This window comes from Streptomyces rectiverticillatus (assembly GCF_013394065.1).
In the GTDB taxonomy this organism is placed as follows: Bacteria; Actinomycetota; Actinomycetes; order Streptomycetales; family Streptomycetaceae; genus Streptomyces; species Streptomyces rectiverticillatus.
This window is the reverse complement of the sequence record NZ_CP040752.1, coordinates 3,711,224-3,729,353: the sequence shown is the minus strand read 5'-3', so window position 1 is coordinate 3,729,353 and position 18,130 is coordinate 3,711,224. Positions and strand designations below refer to the sequence as shown.

The 18,130-nt window shown below is 72.1% G+C and carries 17 protein-coding genes; 10 read left to right on the top strand and 7 right to left on the bottom strand.

Going from position 1 to position 18,130, the window contains the following annotated elements:
- Positions 1–4: 4 nt before the first annotated feature.
- The 6 genes from FGW37_RS16105 to FGW37_RS16080 form a co-directional block, all read right to left on the bottom strand.
- Positions 5–1,795 (bottom strand): acyl-CoA dehydrogenase family protein, encoded by a 1,791-nt coding sequence (locus tag FGW37_RS16105; RefSeq protein ID WP_179081684.1) that lies wholly within the window; start codon positions 1,793–1,795, stop codon positions 5–7.
- Complete coding sequence (locus FGW37_RS16100; RefSeq protein WP_168092916.1) at positions 1,779–2,207, bottom strand: nuclear transport factor 2 family protein; 429 nt, start codon at positions 2,205–2,207, stop codon at positions 1,779–1,781. Before FGW37_RS16100 ends, FGW37_RS16105 begins: the two co-directional genes overlap by 17 nt.
- 40 nt (positions 2,208–2,247) lie before the next feature.
- Positions 2,248–3,210 (bottom strand): aromatase/cyclase, encoded by a 963-nt coding sequence (locus FGW37_RS16095; RefSeq protein WP_179081683.1) that lies wholly within the window; start codon positions 3,208–3,210, stop codon positions 2,248–2,250.
- 101 nt (positions 3,211–3,311) lie between these two features.
- Positions 3,312–3,575, bottom strand: a complete 264-nt coding sequence (locus tag FGW37_RS16090; RefSeq protein ID WP_058047372.1) for an acyl carrier protein — start codon at positions 3,573–3,575, stop codon at positions 3,312–3,314.
- A 45-nt stretch (positions 3,576–3,620) separates the two neighbouring features.
- On the bottom strand, positions 3,621–4,853 hold the full coding sequence (locus FGW37_RS16085) for a ketosynthase chain-length factor (protein ID WP_179081682.1): 1,233 nt from the start codon (positions 4,851–4,853) through the stop codon (positions 3,621–3,623).
- Entirely contained in the window at positions 4,850–6,118 is a 1,269-nt protein-coding gene (locus tag FGW37_RS16080) for a beta-ketoacyl-[acyl-carrier-protein] synthase family protein (protein ID WP_179081681.1), read from the bottom strand. Before FGW37_RS16080 ends, FGW37_RS16085 begins: the two co-directional genes overlap by 4 nt.
- A gap of 389 nt (positions 6,119–6,507) precedes the next feature.
- Here FGW37_RS16080 and FGW37_RS16075 point away from each other — a divergent pair, with 389 nt between their 5' ends.
- Positions 6,508–7,767: an IS701 family transposase gene (locus FGW37_RS16075; protein WP_179081680.1), complete on the top strand. Its 1,260-nt coding sequence runs from the start codon at positions 6,508–6,510 to the stop codon at positions 7,765–7,767.
- 41 nt (positions 7,768–7,808) lie between these two features.
- Here the strand turns inward: FGW37_RS16075 and FGW37_RS16070 are convergent, their stop codons facing one another.
- Positions 7,809–8,309 (bottom strand): flavin reductase family protein, encoded by a 501-nt coding sequence (locus FGW37_RS16070; RefSeq protein WP_179081679.1) that lies wholly within the window; start codon positions 8,307–8,309, stop codon positions 7,809–7,811.
- 226 nt (positions 8,310–8,535) lie between these two features.
- On the opposite strand from FGW37_RS16070, the gene fabG reads away from it, so the two are divergent.
- From fabG to metK, 9 genes are all read left to right on the top strand, one after another.
- Entirely contained in the window at positions 8,536–9,321 is a 786-nt protein-coding gene (gene fabG / locus FGW37_RS16065) for a 3-oxoacyl-ACP reductase FabG (RefSeq protein WP_179081678.1), read from the top strand.
- A gap of 166 nt (positions 9,322–9,487) precedes the next feature.
- On the top strand, positions 9,488–10,408 hold the full coding sequence (locus tag FGW37_RS16060; protein ID WP_281394932.1) for a 3-hydroxyacyl-CoA dehydrogenase NAD-binding domain-containing protein: 921 nt from the start codon (positions 9,488–9,490) through the stop codon (positions 10,406–10,408).
- Between the two features lie 250 nt (positions 10,409–10,658).
- The gene (locus FGW37_RS16055) at positions 10,659–11,570 is read left to right on the top strand and encodes an NADP-dependent oxidoreductase (protein ID WP_179081676.1); all 912 of its coding nucleotides are present in this window, start codon (positions 10,659–10,661) and stop codon (positions 11,568–11,570) included.
- A 35-nt stretch (positions 11,571–11,605) separates the two neighbouring features.
- A complete protein-coding gene (locus FGW37_RS16050) occupies positions 11,606–12,259 on the top strand; it encodes a DsbA family oxidoreductase (protein WP_179081675.1) in 654 nt (217 codons plus the stop codon).
- 182 nt (positions 12,260–12,441) lie between these two features.
- Positions 12,442–13,083: a hypothetical protein gene (locus FGW37_RS16045; protein WP_179081674.1), complete on the top strand. Its 642-nt coding sequence runs from the start codon at positions 12,442–12,444 to the stop codon at positions 13,081–13,083.
- A gap of 97 nt (positions 13,084–13,180) precedes the next feature.
- Positions 13,181–14,992, top strand: a complete 1,812-nt coding sequence (locus FGW37_RS33990) for a mycothiol-dependent nitroreductase Rv2466c family protein (protein ID WP_343067111.1) — start codon at positions 13,181–13,183, stop codon at positions 14,990–14,992.
- A gap of 59 nt (positions 14,993–15,051) precedes the next feature.
- Positions 15,052–16,050, top strand: coding sequence for a quinone oxidoreductase family protein (locus tag FGW37_RS16030; protein ID WP_179081673.1), 999 nt, complete (start codon positions 15,052–15,054; stop codon positions 16,048–16,050).
- Between the two features lie 92 nt (positions 16,051–16,142).
- The gene (locus FGW37_RS16025) at positions 16,143–16,748 is read left to right on the top strand and encodes an NADPH-dependent FMN reductase (protein WP_179081672.1); all 606 of its coding nucleotides are present in this window, start codon (positions 16,143–16,145) and stop codon (positions 16,746–16,748) included.
- Between the two features lie 104 nt (positions 16,749–16,852).
- Entirely contained in the window at positions 16,853–18,061 is a 1,209-nt protein-coding gene (gene metK / locus FGW37_RS16020) for a methionine adenosyltransferase (protein ID WP_179081671.1), read from the top strand.
- The last annotated feature ends 69 nt before the right edge of the window (positions 18,062–18,130 follow it).

Genomic DNA, 18,130 nt, shown 5'->3' with positions numbered 1-18,130 from the left:
TCGGTTACGCGGCAGCCGGACCGCTGCCCAGCTGCACGTCGTACAGGTCGAGGCTGCGGCCCTGCGTGCAGCGCTCCACCGCCGCCGCGAGGAGCGCCTCGCCGCGCCGGCCGTCGGCCGCGGGTTCCGGCAGGCCGAGGCGGAACTGGACCCTGCCGAGCGCCGCGACGAGCCAGGCGGGGTCGGACAGGAAGCCCGGCTCCCGCTCCCGGTCGCCGTGCAGCCACACGCCCAGGCAGGCGGCCGCCGCCGCGAGCAGGGTGTAGCGCTCGGCGAGGGCATAGCCGTGCGGGGTGGCCAGGGCGGCGAGGTCCTGCTCGGGCAGCGCGCGGCACTCCTCGCCGAGCGCCCGCAGCTCCGCGGCCAGCGCCCGCACCTGGGAGCGCAGGGCCTCCCCGTCCGGGCCGGTGACCGGCAGGGCGTCCAGGGTCTCTTCGGCGTGCGGCAGCACCGCCATCAGCGTGTCCCCGCCGGCGGCGAGGTCGAGCCGTCCGGGGTCGAGCGGGGGCAGGGGTGCCGAGGCGGAGAACAGGCCGGGGGGTGGCGGGGCCGCGGTCCACGAGGTCCGGGCGAGGAAGGGGAGTTGGGGAACCAGGGTCGCCAGCGCCGCGGCGGCGCCGATCGGCCCGGGCGGGATCTCCGACAGGTCGCGCAGGTGTTTGCGGAACGTGCCGAAGCCGCCTTCCTCCTGCAGAGCGCGCGGCCCCAGGACGGCGGCGAGGTCGCCCGTGCTCTGCTGCAGCATGCGCACCACCAGGCACATGGCGGCGGCCGTCCACACGCTGGACTCCTCCGGCAGGAGGTGCAGCGAGCGGATCGTGGCCAGCAGCAGGCAGTCGCACACCAGCATGTCCGCGAACGAGGACGTGATCGCCCGCCGCGCGTACCGCGAGGTCAGCGGGCGCACCCCCGGCGCGCGCTCCAGCACGGCATCGACCACCGAGCGCAGCGCGGTGTCGGCGCAGCCGACCGCCATCGACGGCACGAGCGGCCTGCTGACCTGCAGGGACCGCAGCGCGACCGCCGTTCCGTCGCCGGGCGCGCCGAGCACGCTGCCTTCCGGCACGGGCCACCGGTCGAACTCCAGGAATCCCGCAGGCAGTCGGCGCACCGCGGTGGCGCGGTACGGGGACAGCAGCCGCACGGCGTCCGGCGGCAGGTCGGCGCGGTCCAGGAGCAGCGCCGAGTGGGCGCCGTCGCCGTCCGCGTGCCGGGCCAGCAGGACGAAGCCCGCGGCCAGAGGCGCGTTGGCGATCAGCGGAGTGCGGCCGTCCAGGACCCCGCCGCCCTGCGGAGCGGGGGTCAGGGTGAGGTCGCCGCTGCTGAACTCGTTGCCGTAGGACATGTTCTGGAACGCGACGGACAGCCGCCCGCCGTCCAGGAGCAGCCGGGCCGTGCGGGCCTGCTGCTCCGGGGTGCCGTGGCACCAGGCGAACACCGCGGAGACCAGGGAGGCCGAGCCGTGGCCGCGGCCCAGGGCGAAGTCCCGGCGGAACACCGCGCGCAGCAACTGCGTCGCGGTGTCCAGGCCGGTCAGCCGGCCGCCGAGGGGCTGCGGGACGATCTCCTCGCGCAGGCCGAAGGCGTCCAGCAGGGGTTCGCCGCCCAGCGGCAGCTCGCCCCTGCGGTCGGCGGCCAGCACGGCGGCGTGACCCAGCGGGTTGCCCGGGTCGCGGGGGTCGCCCAGCCGGCGCTCCAGTGCGGCCACGCGGTCGGCGGCGACGCGGTCGGCGGCCACGTGCTCGGCGGACGGGACGTCCTCGCTCAGGGAGCCGATGTCAGAAGACCTGGTCATGGGTGATCAGGCGGGACTTCAGCTGCACCTCGCCGCCGTTCACCACCAGCGTGTCGTGCACCGTGCAGCTCGGGTTGATCTCGGGCTTGCCGCCGGGGCGGACGGTCACCACGAGGGCGTACACGGTGGACTTGACGGTGCCGTCGTCCTGCGGGTCCAGGGCGATCTGGTTGAACCAGTGGCGCCGCGTGACCGGGTCGCCGTCGAACTTCTTGTGGAAGTTCACCAGCTCCTCGACGATGCCGGGGCGGCCGACGGCGGGCTCGGCACCCGGCGAGTGCTGGAAGACGCCGTCCTCGGTGAACGTCGCCGCGTACTCCTCGAAGCGGCGGGCGTCGAGGTGGTGCATCTGGTGGGCGTAGAAGTGCTGAACCTGGGAGTGGAGCTCCGTCAGGGACTGGGTGGCGGTCATGGTGCCTCCGGGAGGGAAGAGAGTAGGGGAGGGAAAGGGGTCAGCCGGCCTGTGCGGCGGAGCGCTGCTCGGCGTACGTCGCGGCGTGCGCCATGGTGGCGAGGCTGTTGCGGCCGAGGGCCTCGCGGAGGTACGCGCGCGCGTCGGCGAGCGTGGCGTCCGCGCCCAGGACCTCGGTGACCGCCTCGGGGTTGACCGCCACGGTGTGCCGGGCGGTGGCGACGGCCCCGCCCCCGGGCTTGTCCGCGAAGTGCCACAGGCCGCTGTGGCCGAGCAGCAGCTTCGGCATGACGTGCTGCTTGTAGGCGATCCACTCCGGGCCGCGGCAGATGCGGGTGGAGCGGGTGGTGTGGGCGGAGCCGTCGGCGGTGACGGTGTCCATCTCCAGGTCCTGGATGCCGGGGACGTCCTCGGTCAGCCGGGCCTGGCGGACGTGCGGGAGCCGCTCCGCCCACAGGTCGGCGCGGTTGACGAAGTCGAAGGCGTCGGCGGCCGAACCCGTCAGCTCCACGGTGTCGGTGAAGGAGAACACCACGTCGGACGCTGTGCCGCCGTACTCGGCGATCCGCGCCAGCGCCGCCAGCTCCTCGGGGCTGTTGCGGTCGAGCGCGGCATTGACGGCCGTCACCGTCTCCGGCGCGTCGCCGACGGCCGTGAAGTCGTGGAGCAGCACGACGCGGGTGCCGCCGCCCGGCAGCGCCTCGAAGATCCACTCGCCGCCCATGGAGGCGATGGGGGCCTGGCTGCGCTCCTGCCGGAAGGTCACGCGCAGCGCCTCGGGGTCGAGGGTGCGCCGGGAGGTCCAGGTGCTGACCTTCCCGTTGACCGTGGCCCAGATCTCGAAGCGCTCCTCGCGCTCGCCGCGCTCCAGGTGGTGGACGTGGACGCTCGGCCCGAAGATCGCGGGCCAGGTCGTGACGTCCGCGACCAGGCCGTAGAGCACCTCCGGGGGCGCGGAAACATCCAGGGTGTGCTCGGTGTGGTGCCGGCGCGGTTCCGTCATGTCGTTCGTCTCCTCGGTGCGTACGGGTCCGGGCCCGGGCACGTGGGTCTCCCGTGCCCGGGCCCGGGTGCTGCGGACCGCTCGGTGCGGTGCGCGGCGCGTCAGGCGGCGGCGGCCTCGGTGACCAGGCCGTTGACGAGGTCGATGAGCGCGCGCGGCGTCTCGACCTCGACGAGCTCGTCGTCCGGGACGACGACGCCGAACTCCTGCTTGATCTGGGCGGCGCTCTCCATCAGGGCGAGCGAGTCGTAGCCCAGCTCGTCGAAGGGGCGGTCGGAGATGTCGCCGGTGATGTCGATGCTGTCGTCGACGCCGGCGCACTCGACGAGGATGCGGCGGACGTCGTCAACGGTCATGTGGGCCATGGGAAGTACTCCAAGTGGGGAAGGGAAAGTTGAGGCCGGCGGGCCTCACGCTCGGACGACGACGGCCGAGTTGAAGCCGTGCCGGCCGCGTGCGAGCACCAGGGCGGTGCGGACCCGCTGGTCGCGGGGCGCGCCCTGGACCAGGTCGAGGCCGTAGCCCTCGGGCACCGGGGCGCCCGTGGGGGTCGGCGGGATGACGCCGTCGCGGATCGACAGCAGCGCCGTCGCGACGTCCAGCGGGCCGCCGCCGGAGTAGAGCCGGCCGGTGAGGGCCTTCGGGGCGGTGACGGGCACCGCTCCGGCGCCGAAGAGGCCGCTGATGGCCGCGGCCTCCGCCGCGTCCAGCTCGGGCACGCCGGCGCCGTCGGCGAAGACCACGTCGATGTCGCCGGGGGCGAGGCCCGCGTCGGCCAGGGCGGCCTCCGCGGCGCGGCGCAGGGCCGGGGGACGGCCGGTGCCGGGGGCGGGGTCGAAGGTCGCGGCGTAGCCCGCGAGTTCGCCGTAGACCTGCTGCACGCCGCGGCTGCGGGCGCTCGCCTCGTCCTCGGCGACGAGGATCGCGCCGCCCTCGCCGGGGACGTAGCCCGAGGCGTCGGCGCTGAAGGGCAGGTAGGCGCGGGCGGGGTCGGTGGCGGTGGTGACGCGGCCGCCGGCCAGCTGGGAGACGTAGCCCCACGGGTCGAGGGCGGAGTCGACGCCGCCGGCCACCACGAGCGGGGTGCCGCGGCGGACCGTGCGGCGGGCGTGGCCGAGCGCGTCCAGGCCGCCGGCCTGCTCGCCGACGAGGGCGGCGCTCGGGCCGCGCAGCTTGTGGCGGATGGAGATCTGGCCGGTGTTGACCGCGTAGAACCAGGCGAAGGACTCGTAGACGCTGACGAAGTCCGGGCCCTTGCTCCACAGCTTGTCGAACTCGCGGTGGGTGAAGTCGAAGCCGCCCAGCGCGTTGGAGGTGACGACGCCCATGTCGTAGTCCGGCAGGGTGTCGGGGGAGACGTCGGCGTCGGTGAGGGCCCAGTCGGCGGCGACGAGCGCGAGCCGCGTCGAGGGGTCGGTCTGCGGGAGCAGCCGGCTGTTGAGGTGCTCGGCCGCGTCGAAGTCGTCGATCTGGCCGGCGAGGGAGGCCGCGTAGCGGGAGGCGTCGAAGCGGGTGACGGGGCCGATGCCGGTGTGGCCCGCGAGCACCGCCTTCCAGAAGGCCTCGGTGCCCAGGCCGTTGGGGGCGGTGACGCCGATCCCGGTGATCACGGTCCGCCCGTTGAGGCCGTCCTTGCTGGTCATGCCTTCACTCCTTCCGGGGCGCGCAGGATCATCGCGCTCTGGAAACCGCCGAAGCCGCTGCCGACGGTCAGCACGGAGTCCACCCGCTGCTCGCGCGCGGTCAGCGGGACGTAGTCGAGGTCGCACTCGGGGTCGGGCGTGTGCAGGTTGGCCGTCGGCGGTACGACGTTGTGCTTGATGGCCAGGGCGCAGGCCGCGATCTCGATGGAGCCGATGGCGCCCAGGGAGTGGCCGACCATCGACTTGATGGAGCTGACCGGCACGTCGTAGGCGTGCTGCCCGAGCGCGATCTTGAACGCGGCCGTCTCGTGGCGGTCGTTCTGCTTGGTGCCGGAGCCGTGCGCGTTGACGTAGTCGACGACGGTCGGGTCGACGCGCGACTCGTCGAGCGCCGCGCGGATGGCCTCCGCCATCTCCCGGCCGTCCTTCTTCAGACCGGTCATGTGGTACGCGTTGCAGCGGGTGGCGTAGCCGGTGACCTCGGCGTAGATCTGCGCGCCGCGGGCCTTGGCGGCCTCGTACTCCTCCAGGACGAACATGGCGCTGCCCTCGGCGAGGACGAAGCCGTTGCGGGAGGCGTCGAAGGGCCGGGAGGCGTGCTCGGGGTCGTCGTTGCGCGTGGTGGTGGCCTTGATGGCGTCGAAGCAGGCCAGCACGATCGGGGAGATCGGGGTGTCCGAGGCGCCGGCGATCATCACGTCGGCGGAGCCCTCGCGGATCAGCTGGACGCCGTAGCCCACGGCGTCGAGGCCGGAGGTGCAGCCGTCGGAGACCATGGTCACGGGGCCCTCGGCGCCGGCGGCCCAGGCGACCTCGGCGGGCATGACGCCCGGGCTGAGGTAGTCGAACATGTGCGGCGACAGGTAGTCGGGGTCGACCAGCCACTCGCGGCCCTTGTCGGCCATCACGAGGTACTCGTTCTCCAGGCTGGTCGCGGAGGCGACGGCGCTGCCGAGGCTCACGCCCACGCGGTGCGGGTCCACGCCGGCGAACTCCAGGCCGCTGTCGGCCACGGCCTCCCGGGTGCAGGCGACGGCGAACTGGGTCGCCCGGTCCATCCTGCGGATCTCCCGGGGGGTAAGGCCCTCGGCCTCGGGGAAGAAGTCGGCCTCGGCCGCCACCTGGGACCGGAACGGAGCCGCGTCGAAGAACGAGATCCGCCGGGTGGCGGTGCGGCCCGCGGTGAGCAGGTCCCAGAACTCCTTGGTGCCGGAGCCGCCCGGGGCGCGGACGCCGATACCGGTGATCACCACTCGTCGGGTCATCGCGTGGGCACGCCTTCCTTCGAGCTGAACATCGAGTCACGTTCCTTTCCGCTTGCCCTGCAGCGATGTCCACCGCTGCCTGTCGGGGACAGCGCCGTTGGCAAGGGAAACGGTGCGGCTCCGGCCTCGAACACCACTCGAAGACGGATGGGGCACCCGCACAAGAAACCGGCTGGCCGGTTTCTCTTGGTAATCCGACGTCAGAGTGGCCGTAGGGAGGGCTTCCGGTCGGTTTCCAGCGTGGTTTGAGGCAACGCAGAGGGGGAGGAAAGCGGGCAAGGGTGGGCAGAGTGAATCGCTGGATCAAGGTTTCGAAGAGTAATAGAAACAACGCAGTCGGTTTGGTACGGTCAAATGCGCCGTCGGTAGCCATCACGTGGGGAGAGACGATGGAAGCCAGATCCGTGCAACTCAGCCCTGTGTCCACCGAGGAACCACCCTTCGAGGAACCCCCCTTCGGGGAACCGTCCCCCGCCGCCCCCTGGGACGTGGAACCGGAGCTGTTCTCGTCACTCACGCGCAATGACCAGCGCAGGATGGCGGAGCAGTACGTACGCGGCCTGCTGGAGGCGGAGGGCCGCAAGACCCTGCGCAACGTCGCGGAACAGATCGGCGGGAAGGCGCTCCAGCAGAGCGTCCACCACTTCATCACCGCCTCGTCCTGGAACTGGGGCCCGGTCCGGCGGGCGCTCGCGCGCCGCGCGGAGGAGGAGGTGCGCCCCCAGGCGTGGGTGGTCAAGTCCACCGTCATCCCCAAGGCGGGGGTGCACTCGGTCGGCGTCGACCAGCAGTTCCTCCCCCACCTGGGCCAGACGGTCAACGGCCAGCGGGCGTTCAGCGTCTGGAGCGCCTCCGAGCGGATCAGCGTGCCGTTCAACTGGAGCCTGGTGCTGTCCAGGAGCTGGCTCGAGGACCCGGCCCGGCGCAGCCGCGCCCACATACCCGACGCGAGCCGCGCCATCTCCCTGGAGGAGCACGCCGGCGCCGTGGCCCTGGAGGCCGCCGACTCCTGGGGGCTGCGCAGGCGCCCCGTCGTCGTGGACGTGGAGGGGCTCGACGCGGGCGCGACCGTGCGGCGCTTCGCACGGGCGGGCGTCCCGCTGATCATGCGCATCGACGGCACGACCCCGCTGCGCGTCGACGGCGCCCTGCTGCAGGGCTACAGCGACCGGGAGGTGCCCGCGCAGAACCTGATCGGCTCGATGAAGCGGATGCGCCGGCAGGTCGAGTGGTCCGACACGTCCGGGACGGGCTCGCACCGCGGGGTGGTGAGCGCGATCCCGGTGATCCTGTCGTGTCCCGCGCCCGCGGGCGGGCCCGGGGGCACCCACCACCGGCCCATGCTGCTGATGGGCGACTGGGGCTCCTCCGACCGGTGGCCGTCACGGATGTGGCTCACCGACTCGCGGCGGCTGCCGCTGGTCACCCTGCTGCGCCTGACCCGGCTCACGGGCGTCGTCCAGCGCGACTTCGCGGAGATCTCCGAGCACACCGGGATGCGGGACTTCGCGGGCCGCTCGTTCCGCGGCTGGCACCGCCACGTCACCCTGGCCTCGGTCGCCCACCTCATCGCCGTGCGCGCGGGGGCGCGACGCCTCCCGGCGCAGCGGCGGCGCGCGGCGGGGTCCGTCGCGCCGCTGTGTGCGTGATGGGGGCCTAGTGTGCGCGTGATGGGGGCCTAGCCGGCGGGTCAGCCCGCTGCGCCGGGGCCGGCGATCCCGTGGAAGCCCTTCCGGTAGTACAGGAGGGGCTCTCCCTCGCCGGCCTCGGCGTGCTCCACCTCGCCGAACAGCACGAGGTGGTCACCGGCCGGCACCTGCCGCTCGGTGCGGCACTCCAGCCGGGCGAGTGCGCCCGGCAGCAGGGGCAGCCCGCGCCGGGAGCGGACCGTCCCCGGCCGGGGGAACTTCTCCGCGCCCTTGCGCGCGAAGAGCGCGGCCAGGTCCTGCTGGTCCCGGCCGAGCACGTGGACGACGAACCCTTCGGCGCCGGTGAAGGCGTCGAAGCAGTTGGCCCGCAGGTCCAGGCACACGAGCACCAGGGGCGGTTCGAGGGAGACGGAGGTGAAGGAGCTGGCAGTGAAACCGTGGCTGCGGCCCTGCGCATCCACGGTGGTCACGACCGTGACCCCGCTGGCCCAGCGGGCGAGGGACGTCCGGAACCGTTCGGCGGTGATCGTCTCTGCGAGCATCCCCCCACGCTGCTCAGCCCCGCTTGAGCCGGGATCGAGACGTGGCGGAACCGCCGTCGCGGAATCGCTGAGGCTAAACCGCGGAAGCGCGGCCGCGGAAGTGGAACCACCGTGGCGGAACCCGTGCTTCGACCCCTCTTCGACCGGCCGTCGAGGCCGCGGCGGCACCCTCGGCGCGACCGACGTCATGTCGCCGTCAGTATTCGCAACCAGCTACGGAGGAACGATGGGCACGCAGAACGCCAAGGTCGCACTGGTGACCGGGGCAACCAGTGGCATCGGTCTGGCGATCGCCACCCACCTGGCCCGCAACGGCGCCCGCGTCTACCTGTGCGCCCGGGACGCGGAGAAGCTGGCGGAGACCGTCAAGTCCCTGCAGGACCAGGGCTTCGAGGCCGACGGCACCACCTGTGACGTGACCGACCGCGAGGACGTCAAGCGCTTCGTGGCCGCCGCGGTGGAGCGCTTCGGCACCGTCGACATCCTCGTCAACAACGCGGGCCGCAACGGCGGCGGCGCGATCGCCGAGATGTCCGACGAGCTCTGGTACGACGTGATCAACACCAACCTCAACAGTGTCTTCCTCGTGACGCGCGAGGTGCTGAGCGCCGGCGGCCTGCTCACCAAGGGCTGGGGCCGGATCATCAACATCGCCTCGACGGCCGGCAAGCAGGGCGCCGTCACCGCCGCCCCGTACTCCGCCTCCAAGCACGGCGTGGTCGGCTTCACCAAGGCCCTCGGCCTCGACCTCGCGAAGACCGGCATCACCGTCAACGCCGTCTGCCCCGGCTTCGTCGAGACGCCGATGGCCGAGCGCGTCCGCGGCCACTACGCGGAGATGTACGGGATCACCCTGGAGGAGGCGGCCGAGAAGGTCACCACCCGGGTGCCGATCGGCCGTTACGTCGACGTCGAGGAGGTCGCGGCCATGGTCGACTACCTGGTCGGCGACGGCGCCTCGTCCGTGACCGCGCAGGCCCTCAACGTCTGCGGCGGGCTGGGCAACTACTAGTCGGTCCCGCGGTCGGGCCGGGCGCGGAACACACGTGTCCGGTTCGACCGCCGCTCTAATTCCGCACGAGCCCGTCGCGGCAGCCTGTGCAGGCACCACCCACAGGCAGGCAGGACGACAGGAGCAAGCGGTGACGGATTCCCCCATTTCGCCCATCGGGACACGTATACGTACGGCCGCCGTGATCGGCGTGGGCACCATCGGCCTCGGCTGGGCCGCGCTGTTCGCCTCCGCCGGGCTGACCGTCCGGATCAACAGCCGCCGGCCGGACGCCGAGGCGTACGTCAAGAAGGCGTTCGAGCTGTACGCGGCCTCGCTGCCGGGCGGGCCCGCCGACCCGGCCGAGCTCGCCGCCCGCCTGGAGTTCGAGCCCGACGTGGCCCGCGCCGTCGAGGGCGCCGACGTCGTCCAGGAGAACGCCCCCGAGGACCTGGCCCTCAAGCAGGACCTCTTCGCCCGGATCGGCGCCGCCGCCCCCGCCCACGCGCTGCTGCTGTCGTCCACCTCCACACTGCTCCCCGACGACCTGGGAGCGAAGACGGCGGACCCCGGCAGGCTGCTGGTCGCCCACCCCTTCAACCCGCCGCACATCGTGCCGCTGGTCGAGATCGTCACGGGCGAGCGGACCGACCCGCAGGCCGTCGAGGAGGCCGTGGCGTTCTACCGCGCCCTCGGCAAGACCCCCGTCGTGCTGCGCCGGGCCGTCCCCGGCTTCGTCGCCAACCGGCTGCAGTCCGCGCTGCTGCGCGAGAGCATCCACCTGGTCCGCGAGGGCGTCGTCTCCGTCGCCGAGCTGGACGAGATCGTCACCTCCTCGATCGGCGGCCGCTGGGCGGCGGTCGGCCCGTTCCGCGCCTTCCACCTCGGCGGCGGCCCCGGGGGCCTGCGCCACTGGTTCGAGCACCTCGGCGCCGGCCTGGAGAAGAGCTGGCAGGGGCTCGGCAACCCGCCGGTCGACGAGGAGACCGTCGCCCGGATCCTCGCCCAGGCGGAGGAGGCGTTCGGCGGTCGCTCCTACGAGGAGCTCGCGGCCGAGCGCGACGCGAAGCAGACCCGGGTGATCGCCGCTGCGGCGGAACGGCCGTAGCCGGAGCCGGTCACGGCCGTCCGGCGGACGGTCGGGTTCCGCTCGAAGAGCGCTCGAAGCCGGCTCGAAGCCCACTCGAAGCTCAGTCGAAAAATGCTCGAAGAGTGCTCGAAGAGTGCTCGAAAACCGCGCGAAGCGTCGGTTCCCCCGTTGACCTCAACTCCGGTTGAGGTTGAAAGATAAAGCTCACCAGCCCCACCAGAGTTCACCAGACTTCTTCATCAGAGCTCAGCAGAGAGAAGGACATGCCATGAAGGCGGCAGTTTTCCAGGAGTTCGGCGGCCCCGAGGTGCTCAAGGTCGAGGAGGTCGAGACCCCCCGTCCCGGCGCCGGCGAGATCCGCGTACGCGTCAAGGCCGCCGGTGTGCAGGCGTACGACACGGCCGTCCGCGCCGGCTGGACCCCGCCCGGCATGACCCTCTCCTTCCCGCAGACCGTCGGCAACGACTTCGCGGGCGTCGTCGACGAGCTCGGCGAGGGCGTCACCGAGTTCGCCGTCGGCGACGAGGTTCTGGGCTGGGCCGTGCTCTCCTGCTATGCCGAGTACCTGGTCGTCTCCGCCGAGCAGGTCGTCGCCAAGCCGTCCGGCATGCCGTGGGAGGTGGCCGGCTCGTTCTCCGCCTCGGCGCAGACCGCCCACACCGCGCTCCAGGCGCTGGAGATCGGCGCGGGCGACACCCTGCTCGTGCACGCGGCCGCCGGCGGCGTCGGCACGATCGCCGTACAGCTGGCCCGGGTCATGGGCGCCACGGCCATCGGCACCGCGAGCGAGCGCAACCACGAGTACCTGCGGTCGCTGGGCGCCACCCCCGTCACCTACGGCGAGGGCCTCGCCGGCCGCGTCCGCGAGCTCGCCCCCGCCGGCGTCACCGCGGCCCTCGACGGCATCGGCGGTGACGCCCTCGACGTCTCCGTCGAGCTGGTGAAGGACAAGAACCGCATCGCCACCCTCGTCGACTTCGGCCGCGTCGAGGAGCTGGGCGTCCGCGCGATCTTCAGCCAGCGGGCCAAGGAGCGCCTCGCCGAGCTCACCGCCCTCTACGCCGAGGGCAAGCTGCGCGTGGAGGTCTCCAAGACCTTCCCGCTGGAGCAGGCCGCGGACGCGCACCGCGAGATGGAGACCGGCCACGTGCGCGGGAAGATCGTCATCACCGTCGGCTGAACGATCGATCGAACGATCAACCGAGGAGACCTGCCATGAAGATCGAGATCTACTCCGACGTCCTGTGCCCGTGGTGCTACATCGGCAAGCGCCGGATAGCCGCCGCCCTGGACGGCTTCGCCCACCGCGACGAGCTGGAGATCGTCTGGCGCAGCTTCGAGCTCGCGCCGGGCGAGGGCAGCGAGCCCGGCCCGACGGCGGCCGAGGCCATGGCGCAGTGGACGGCCCCGGACGTGCTGCCGGGCCGGATCGAACTGATCAAGTCCCAGGGCCGGCAGGAGGGTCTGGAGCTCAACCTCCACAAGTCCCGCCCCGTGGGCACCTTCGACGCGCACCGCCTCACCCACTTCGCGGCCGAGCGCGGCCTGCTGGAGCCGGTCATGGAGCGGCTGTTCCACGCGTACCACACCGAGGCGCTCAACGTCGGCGACCGCGAGGTGCTGGTGCAGCTGGCGGGCGAGGCCGGGCTGGACGGGGCCGAGGTCCGCGAGGTGCTGGAGAGCGACCGCTACGCGGACGCCGTGGTCGCCGACGAGAACCGCGCCCGCCAGTTCAACGTGACGGGTGTGCCGTCGGTCGTCATCGACGGCCGCATGCCGGTCTCCGGCGTGCAGGCGCCCGAGAAGCTGCTCACCTTCATCGAGCGCGCGTGGGAGCGGGCGCAGAAGGAGCCGGCGGCGTCCGTCTGAGGTCACGCGCAGGTACGCGCGGTTCGCGTAGGTAGACAGGCAGGTAGGTAAGTAGGTCCGCCCAGGCCGAAACCCGCTGTCACGGCCGGAATTCGATCCGCTCTCCATCGGGACTCCAGCCGCGTTCCGGAGTCTGTTCCCGGCGCTGGAAGTACTCCACGCCGTCTGAGAGAGGAAATGCAGTGCAGCACAAGTGGAAGCTGACGGGCGGACTTGCGGCCTCACTGGGGCTTGCTCTGACGGGGATCATGTCCTCGGCCGGAACGGCGAGTGCCGGCACCGCGACGAAGACGCTCGATTACACCTGCCAGACCCGGTACGACGGCAACTGGATTCCGGTTACCTACGCGCGTGACTTCACGACCACGGCGCCGGCCAAGGTCGCTCCGGGTCAGACCTTCAAGGTCACCTTCGACTCCGCCCCGATCAAGGCCGTGGCGGACTTCAACAAGCTCCTGAACACCGTGAACATCGCGTACAAGGTGCCGGCCAACGCCACGGTCGTCAGCTACAAGCTGACCGGCGGCAGCAACCTCGGCTCCGCGAAGCAGTGGGTCGAGCGCAACGGCAACAACCTCGCCGTCAAGTCCGACGGCGAGTGGGCCGGCGGCGTCGAGTTCGACTTCCCGAACCTGGAGGTCACGCTCAAGGCCCCGAGCACCAACGGCGCCACCCTCACCACCGGCGCGGGCGGCTCCAGCTTCAGCGACCCGGCCTTCTCCTGGAACCGGCTGCAGCCCGTGACCAACCAGTGGGACCCGTTCCAGTGCTACGCCGACCCGGCCAAGCCGGTGTCGTTCTCGACCACCCAGGTCGGTTACTGACCGAGCGGGTGACCGCCCGGGCGCGGCTGCCGGAGTGCCTCCCGGCAGCCACGCGCGGGCGTCCGCCGAAGTCCGCTGAATCGAGAACGGGCACGAGATGAGCAGCGCAGTACAGCCTTCCGGGGGCGGCGTACGGCCTTCCGAGGGCGCCGTGCAGCCTCCCGGGGACGGCTTACGGTCTTCCGGGGACGGAGTACGGCCTTCCGGGGACCGGACCGTCGTCGCCGTCATCGGCGCGGGCACCATCGGGCTCGGCTGGATCGCCCTCTTCCTGGACCAGGGGCTCCGGGTGCGGGTCAACAGCAGACGGCCCGACGCCGAACGGGTGGTCAGGGAGGGCCTCGCCGTCTTCGCCCCCACCCTGCCGGGCGGGGCCGCCGACGTCGATGTGCTCATGGAGCACGTGGAGTTCGAGCCCGACATGGCCCGCGCCGTCCGCGGTGCGGCGGTCGTGCAGGAGAACGCACCCGACGACCTCGCCCTCAAGCAGGAGCTCTTCCGTACGGTCGAGCAGGCCGCTCCCGCGGAAGCCCTCCTCCTGTCCTCCACGTCCAAGCTGCTGCCCGACGACATGGGCGCGCTGATGGATGAGCCGGGACGCGTCGTCGTGGGACACCCCTTCAACCCGCCGCACGTCGTCCCCCTGGTCGAGGTCGTCGGCGGCAGGCTCACTCCCGCCGGGCTGATCGACGAGGTCACGGCCTTCTACCGGGCGGTGGGCAAGGTCCCCGTCGTCGTCCGCAAGCCCGTACCGCGCTTCGTCGCCAACCGCCTGCAGTCCGCACTGCTGAGGGAGAGCGTCCACCTCGTGCAGGAGGGCGTCGTCACGATGGCCGAACTCGACGCCGTCGTCACGCAGTCGATCGGCCTGCGCTGGGCCGTCGTGGGGCCGTTCGAAGCCTTCCACCTGGGCGGCGGCGAGGGCGGCCTGCGCCGCTGGCTGGGCGGCGTGGCCCCCGGCCTGGAGCGTGCCTGGCGCGCCCCCGCCGTCCCGGCTCTGACGCCGGAAGCCGTCGATGCGCTCGGCGCCGAGGCGGACCGGACCTTCGGCACGGACTACGCCGCGCTGTCGCGCGCCCGTGACGAGAAGCAGAACGCCGTGCTCGACGCGCTCGCGCGGATCGACGCCCGGGAAGCCCCGGAGGCCCGGAGGGACCGGGCACCCGAGTCACACAGGGAAGACGAGAACATGGAACCCCAGCCACAGCCCCAGAAGTCTCAGCAGGCTGAATCGCACGTCGTGGACTTCTGGTTCGACCCGCTGTGCCCCTTCGCCTGGATCGCCTCCCGGTGGATCACAGAGGTGGCCGAAAAGGCCCCGGTGACCGTCCGCTGGCGCGAGATGAGCCTGGCCCTGCTCAACAGCGGCAAGGACATGCCCGAGGCGCGGCGCACGATGCTCGACCTCTACTGGGGCCCGGTCCGGGTGCTGGCCGCCGCCCGCGCCGCCCACGGCGACGCCGTCACCGGCCCGCTCTACACGGCGATGGGCTCCCGCTTCCACGGCCCCGGCGGCATCTTCGAGCCCGTCCGCACGGCCCCGGCCGAGGAGTTCCGCGCGGCGATGATCGAGGGGCTGAGCAAGACGCGCCCGGACATCGAGGCGGCCCTGGCCGAGACCGGGCTGCCCGCCGAGCTGGTCGACGCCATGGACGACGACCGCTGGGACGACGACCTGCGCGCCTCGCACGCCCGGGTGCCCTCGGACGGACTCGGCCAGGAGCTGATCGGCGTCCCGACGATCTCCGTGGACGGCGGCGCGGGCCAGTTCGGCCCGGTCCTGTCGGAGATACCGCGCGGCGAGCGGGCCGTGCGGCTCTGGGAGGCCTTCCGGACCCTGGCCGGCGACCCGGCGTTCTTCGAGCTGAAGCAGAGCACGGGGCGCGCCGAGCCCCTGACCCACGGCTGACCACTGACCCACTGACCCACTGATCCGACGATCCGACCGATCAACTGGAGGAATCTCAGATGCGTGTGATCCGTATCCGTGAATTCGGGGGCCCGGAGGTCATGCGGGTCGAGGAGACCCCCGTGCCGCAGCCGGGCCCCGGTGAGGTGCTGATCGCCGCCGAGGCGATCAGCGTGGGCTTCGCGCAGACGCAGATGCGGCGCAACATCTTCCCCGCGCCGATGTGGCGGCCCGAGTTCCCGATCGTGCTCGGCGGCGACGTCATCGGGCGCGTCGCGGGCGTGGGCGCCGGGGTGACGGGTTTCCGGGAGGGCGACCGGGTCGGCGCGTTCACGCTCCACGGGGCGTACGCCGACTACGTGGTCGTCGATGCGGCGACGGTTCTGTCCGTCCCGGAGGGCCTCGACGCCGCGCAGGCCACCGCCCTCCCCTCGCCCGGCCCCATCGGCACCGGCACCCTGGGCACGGCCGCCCTGCGCCCGGGCGAGAGCGTCCTGGTGCACGCCGCGTCCGGCGGCATCGGCCACCTGAGCGTGCAGTGGGCCAAGGCCCACGGCGCCGGCCCGGTCATCGCCACCGCGAGCTCGGCCGAGAAGCTCGACTTCGCCCGCGCCCTCGGCGCCGACGTCGTCGTCGACTACAGCCGCGAGACCTGGGTCGACGAGGTCCGCGAGGCCACCGGCGGCGCCGGCGTCGACATCATCCTCGACAGCATCGGCGGCGACGTCCTCCGCCGGGGCGTCGGCCTGCTGGCCCCCTTCGGCCGCCTGGTCTTCTACGGCTCCGCGGGCGGCGGGCTGGAGATCCCCCGGATCTCGCCCATGGAACTCATCGAGATGAAGTTCATCACCGGCTTCGCCCTGTCCCGCTGGCGCGCCGCCCGCCCCAAGGAGTACCTCGCCAACCACGAAGAGCTGGCCGCCGGCCTCGCCGACGGCACGATCCGGCACGCGGTGCACGCGACGTACCCCCTCGAAGAGGTCGGCCGGGCCCACGAGGAGATCGAGTCCCGGGCCCACATCGGGCGCATCGTGCTGCTGCCGGGCGCGACGGGCTGAGCGGGCGCGATCCGACACCCCTGACGCTCCCCTGTCACCCCTGTCACCCCTGTCCTCCCTGTCACCCCCCCTGCACGGAGATTGGAACCGCCTTGTCGGACACGAGCCCCCAGAGCCCCACCCGCCTCGCCGTGATCGTCGGCAGCACCCGTAAGGACCGCTTCGGTCCGGTCGTCGCCGACTGGTTCACCGCCCACGCCCGTGAGCGCGCCGACCTGGACGTCGACGTCATCGACCTGGCCGAGGCCGACCTGCCGCACGTCCTGGAGGGACCCGGCGAGGACGGCACGTACCCCTCGGCGGCGGTGCGCGCCTTCGCGGAGCGGATCGATCGTGCCGACGTCTTCGCCGTCATCACGCCCGAGTACAACCGCGGTTACCCCGCCTCGCTCAAGCAGGCCATCGACTCGGTGTACACCGAGTTCCACGCCAAGCCGGTCGGCTTCGTCAGCTACTCCGGCGGCGCGACCGGCGGCGTCCGCGCCGTCGAGCAGCTCCGTACGGTCTTCGCCGAGCTGCACACCGTGACCCTGCGGGACGGCGTGACCATCCCCTCCGCCTACACCGCCTTCGACGACGAGGGGCAGCCGCGGGACACCGAAGGCGTCAACGGCGCCGCGAAGAAGCTGCTCGACCAGCTGCTGTGGTGGGCCGTCGCCCTGCGCGAGGCACGGGCCAAGACCCCGTACGCCGCCTGACGGCCGGGCCGCCGCTCGCCCGGCCGACTGGCCGACCGGGAACCGTCCCGAAACGTCCCACGTCCCACGTCCACCGCCCAACGTCCCACGTCCTAGGGAGCGATGTGTCCCGCCGCCTGTTCACTTCGGAGTCCGTGACCGAGGGTCACCCCGACAAGATCGCTGACCAGATCAGCGACACGATCCTCGACGCCCTGCTCAAGGAGGACCCGACCTCCCGCGTGGCCGTCGAGACCCTGATCACCACCGGCCTGGTGCACGTGGCCGGCGAGGTGACGACGAAGGCGTACGCGCCGATCGCCTCGCTCGTGCGCAACAAGATCCTCGAGATCGGCTACGACTCGTCGACGAAGGGTTTCGACGGTTCTTCGTGCGGTGTGTCGGTGTCGATCGGTGCGCAGTCGCCGGACATCGCTCAGGGTGTTGACACGGCCTACGAGTCGCGTGTGGAGGGTGATGAGGACGAGCTCGACCGTCAGGGTGCCGGTGACCAGGGCCTGATGTTCGGCTACGCCTGCGATGAGACGCCCGAGCTGATGCCGCTGCCGATCCACCTGGCACACCGGCTGTCCCGCCGTCTGTCGGAGGTCCGCAAGGACGGGACCGTTCCCTACCTGCGGCCGGACGGCAAGACCCAGGTGACGATCGAGTACGACGGCGACAAGGCCGTCCGCCTCGACACGGTCGTGGTGTCCTCGCAGCACGCGTCGGACGTCGACCTGGACTCTCTTCTGGCTCCCGACATCCGTAAGTTCGTGGTCGAGCACGTCCTCAAGGAGCTGGTGGAGGACGGTATCGCACTGGACACCGACGGCTACCGGCTGCTGGTCAACCCCACCGGTCGTTTCGAGATCGGCGGTCCGATGGGTGACGCGGGTCTGACGGGCCGGAAGATCATCATCGACACGTACGGCGGCATGGCCCGTCACGGTGGCGGTGCGTTCTCGGGCAAGGACCCGTCCAAGGTGGACCGCTCGGCCGCGTACGCGATGCGTTGGGTCGCCAAGAACGTCGTCGCCGCAGGCCTGGCGTCCCGCTGCGAGGTCCAGGTCGCGTACGCGATCGGCAAGGCCGAGCCCGTCGGCCTGTTCGTGGAGACCTTCGGTACGAACACCATCGACACCGACAAGATCGAGACCGCGATCGCCGAGGTCTTCGACCTCCGCCCCGCCGCGATCATCCGCGACCTGGACCTCCTCCGCCCGATCTACGCGCAGACCGCCGCCTACGGCCACTTCGGCCGTGAGCTGGCGGACTTCACGTGGGAGCGCACGGACCGCGTGGAGGCCCTGAAGAAGGCCGCAGGCCTCTAGCCGGACGGGAGGGGGGCGGGGCATGCCGCCCCGCCCTCTGCTCTCCGCCCCCTGCCCCTTGCACCGCAG

Excerpts from the sequence above, each read along its gene's own strand:
- FGW37_RS16095 (WP_179081683.1), bottom strand. The coding sequence starts at position 3,210 with ATGACGGAACCGCGCCGGCACCACACCGAGCACACCCTGGATGTTTCC.
- FGW37_RS16070 (WP_179081679.1), bottom strand. The coding sequence starts at position 8,309 with ATGCTCGCAGAGACGATCACCGCCGAACGGTTCCGGACGTCCCTCGCC.
- FGW37_RS16055 (WP_179081676.1), top strand. The coding sequence starts at position 10,659 with ATGAAGGCGGCAGTTTTCCAGGAGTTCGGCGGCCCCGAGGTGCTCAAG.
- FGW37_RS16080 (WP_179081681.1), bottom strand. The coding sequence starts at position 6,118 with ATGACCCGACGAGTGGTGATCACCGGTATCGGCGTCCGCGCCCCGGGC.
- FGW37_RS16085 (WP_179081682.1), bottom strand. The coding sequence starts at position 4,853 with ATGACCAGCAAGGACGGCCTCAACGGGCGGACCGTGATCACCGGGATC.
- fabG (WP_179081678.1), top strand. The coding sequence starts at position 8,536 with ATGGGCACGCAGAACGCCAAGGTCGCACTGGTGACCGGGGCAACCAGT.
- FGW37_RS16100 (WP_168092916.1), bottom strand. The coding sequence starts at position 2,207 with ATGACCGCCACCCAGTCCCTGACGGAGCTCCACTCCCAGGTTCAGCAC.
- FGW37_RS33990 (WP_343067111.1), top strand. The coding sequence starts at position 13,181 with ATGAGCAGCGCAGTACAGCCTTCCGGGGGCGGCGTACGGCCTTCCGAG.
- FGW37_RS16075 (WP_179081680.1), top strand. The coding sequence starts at position 6,508 with ATGGAAGCCAGATCCGTGCAACTCAGCCCTGTGTCCACCGAGGAACCA.
- FGW37_RS16030 (WP_179081673.1), top strand. The coding sequence starts at position 15,052 with ATGCGTGTGATCCGTATCCGTGAATTCGGGGGCCCGGAGGTCATGCGG.
- FGW37_RS16105 (WP_179081684.1), bottom strand. The coding sequence starts at position 1,795 with ATGACCAGGTCTTCTGACATCGGCTCCCTGAGCGAGGACGTCCCGTCC.
- FGW37_RS16050 (WP_179081675.1), top strand. The coding sequence starts at position 11,606 with ATGAAGATCGAGATCTACTCCGACGTCCTGTGCCCGTGGTGCTACATC.
- FGW37_RS16090 (WP_058047372.1), bottom strand. The coding sequence starts at position 3,575 with ATGGCCCACATGACCGTTGACGACGTCCGCCGCATCCTCGTCGAGTGC.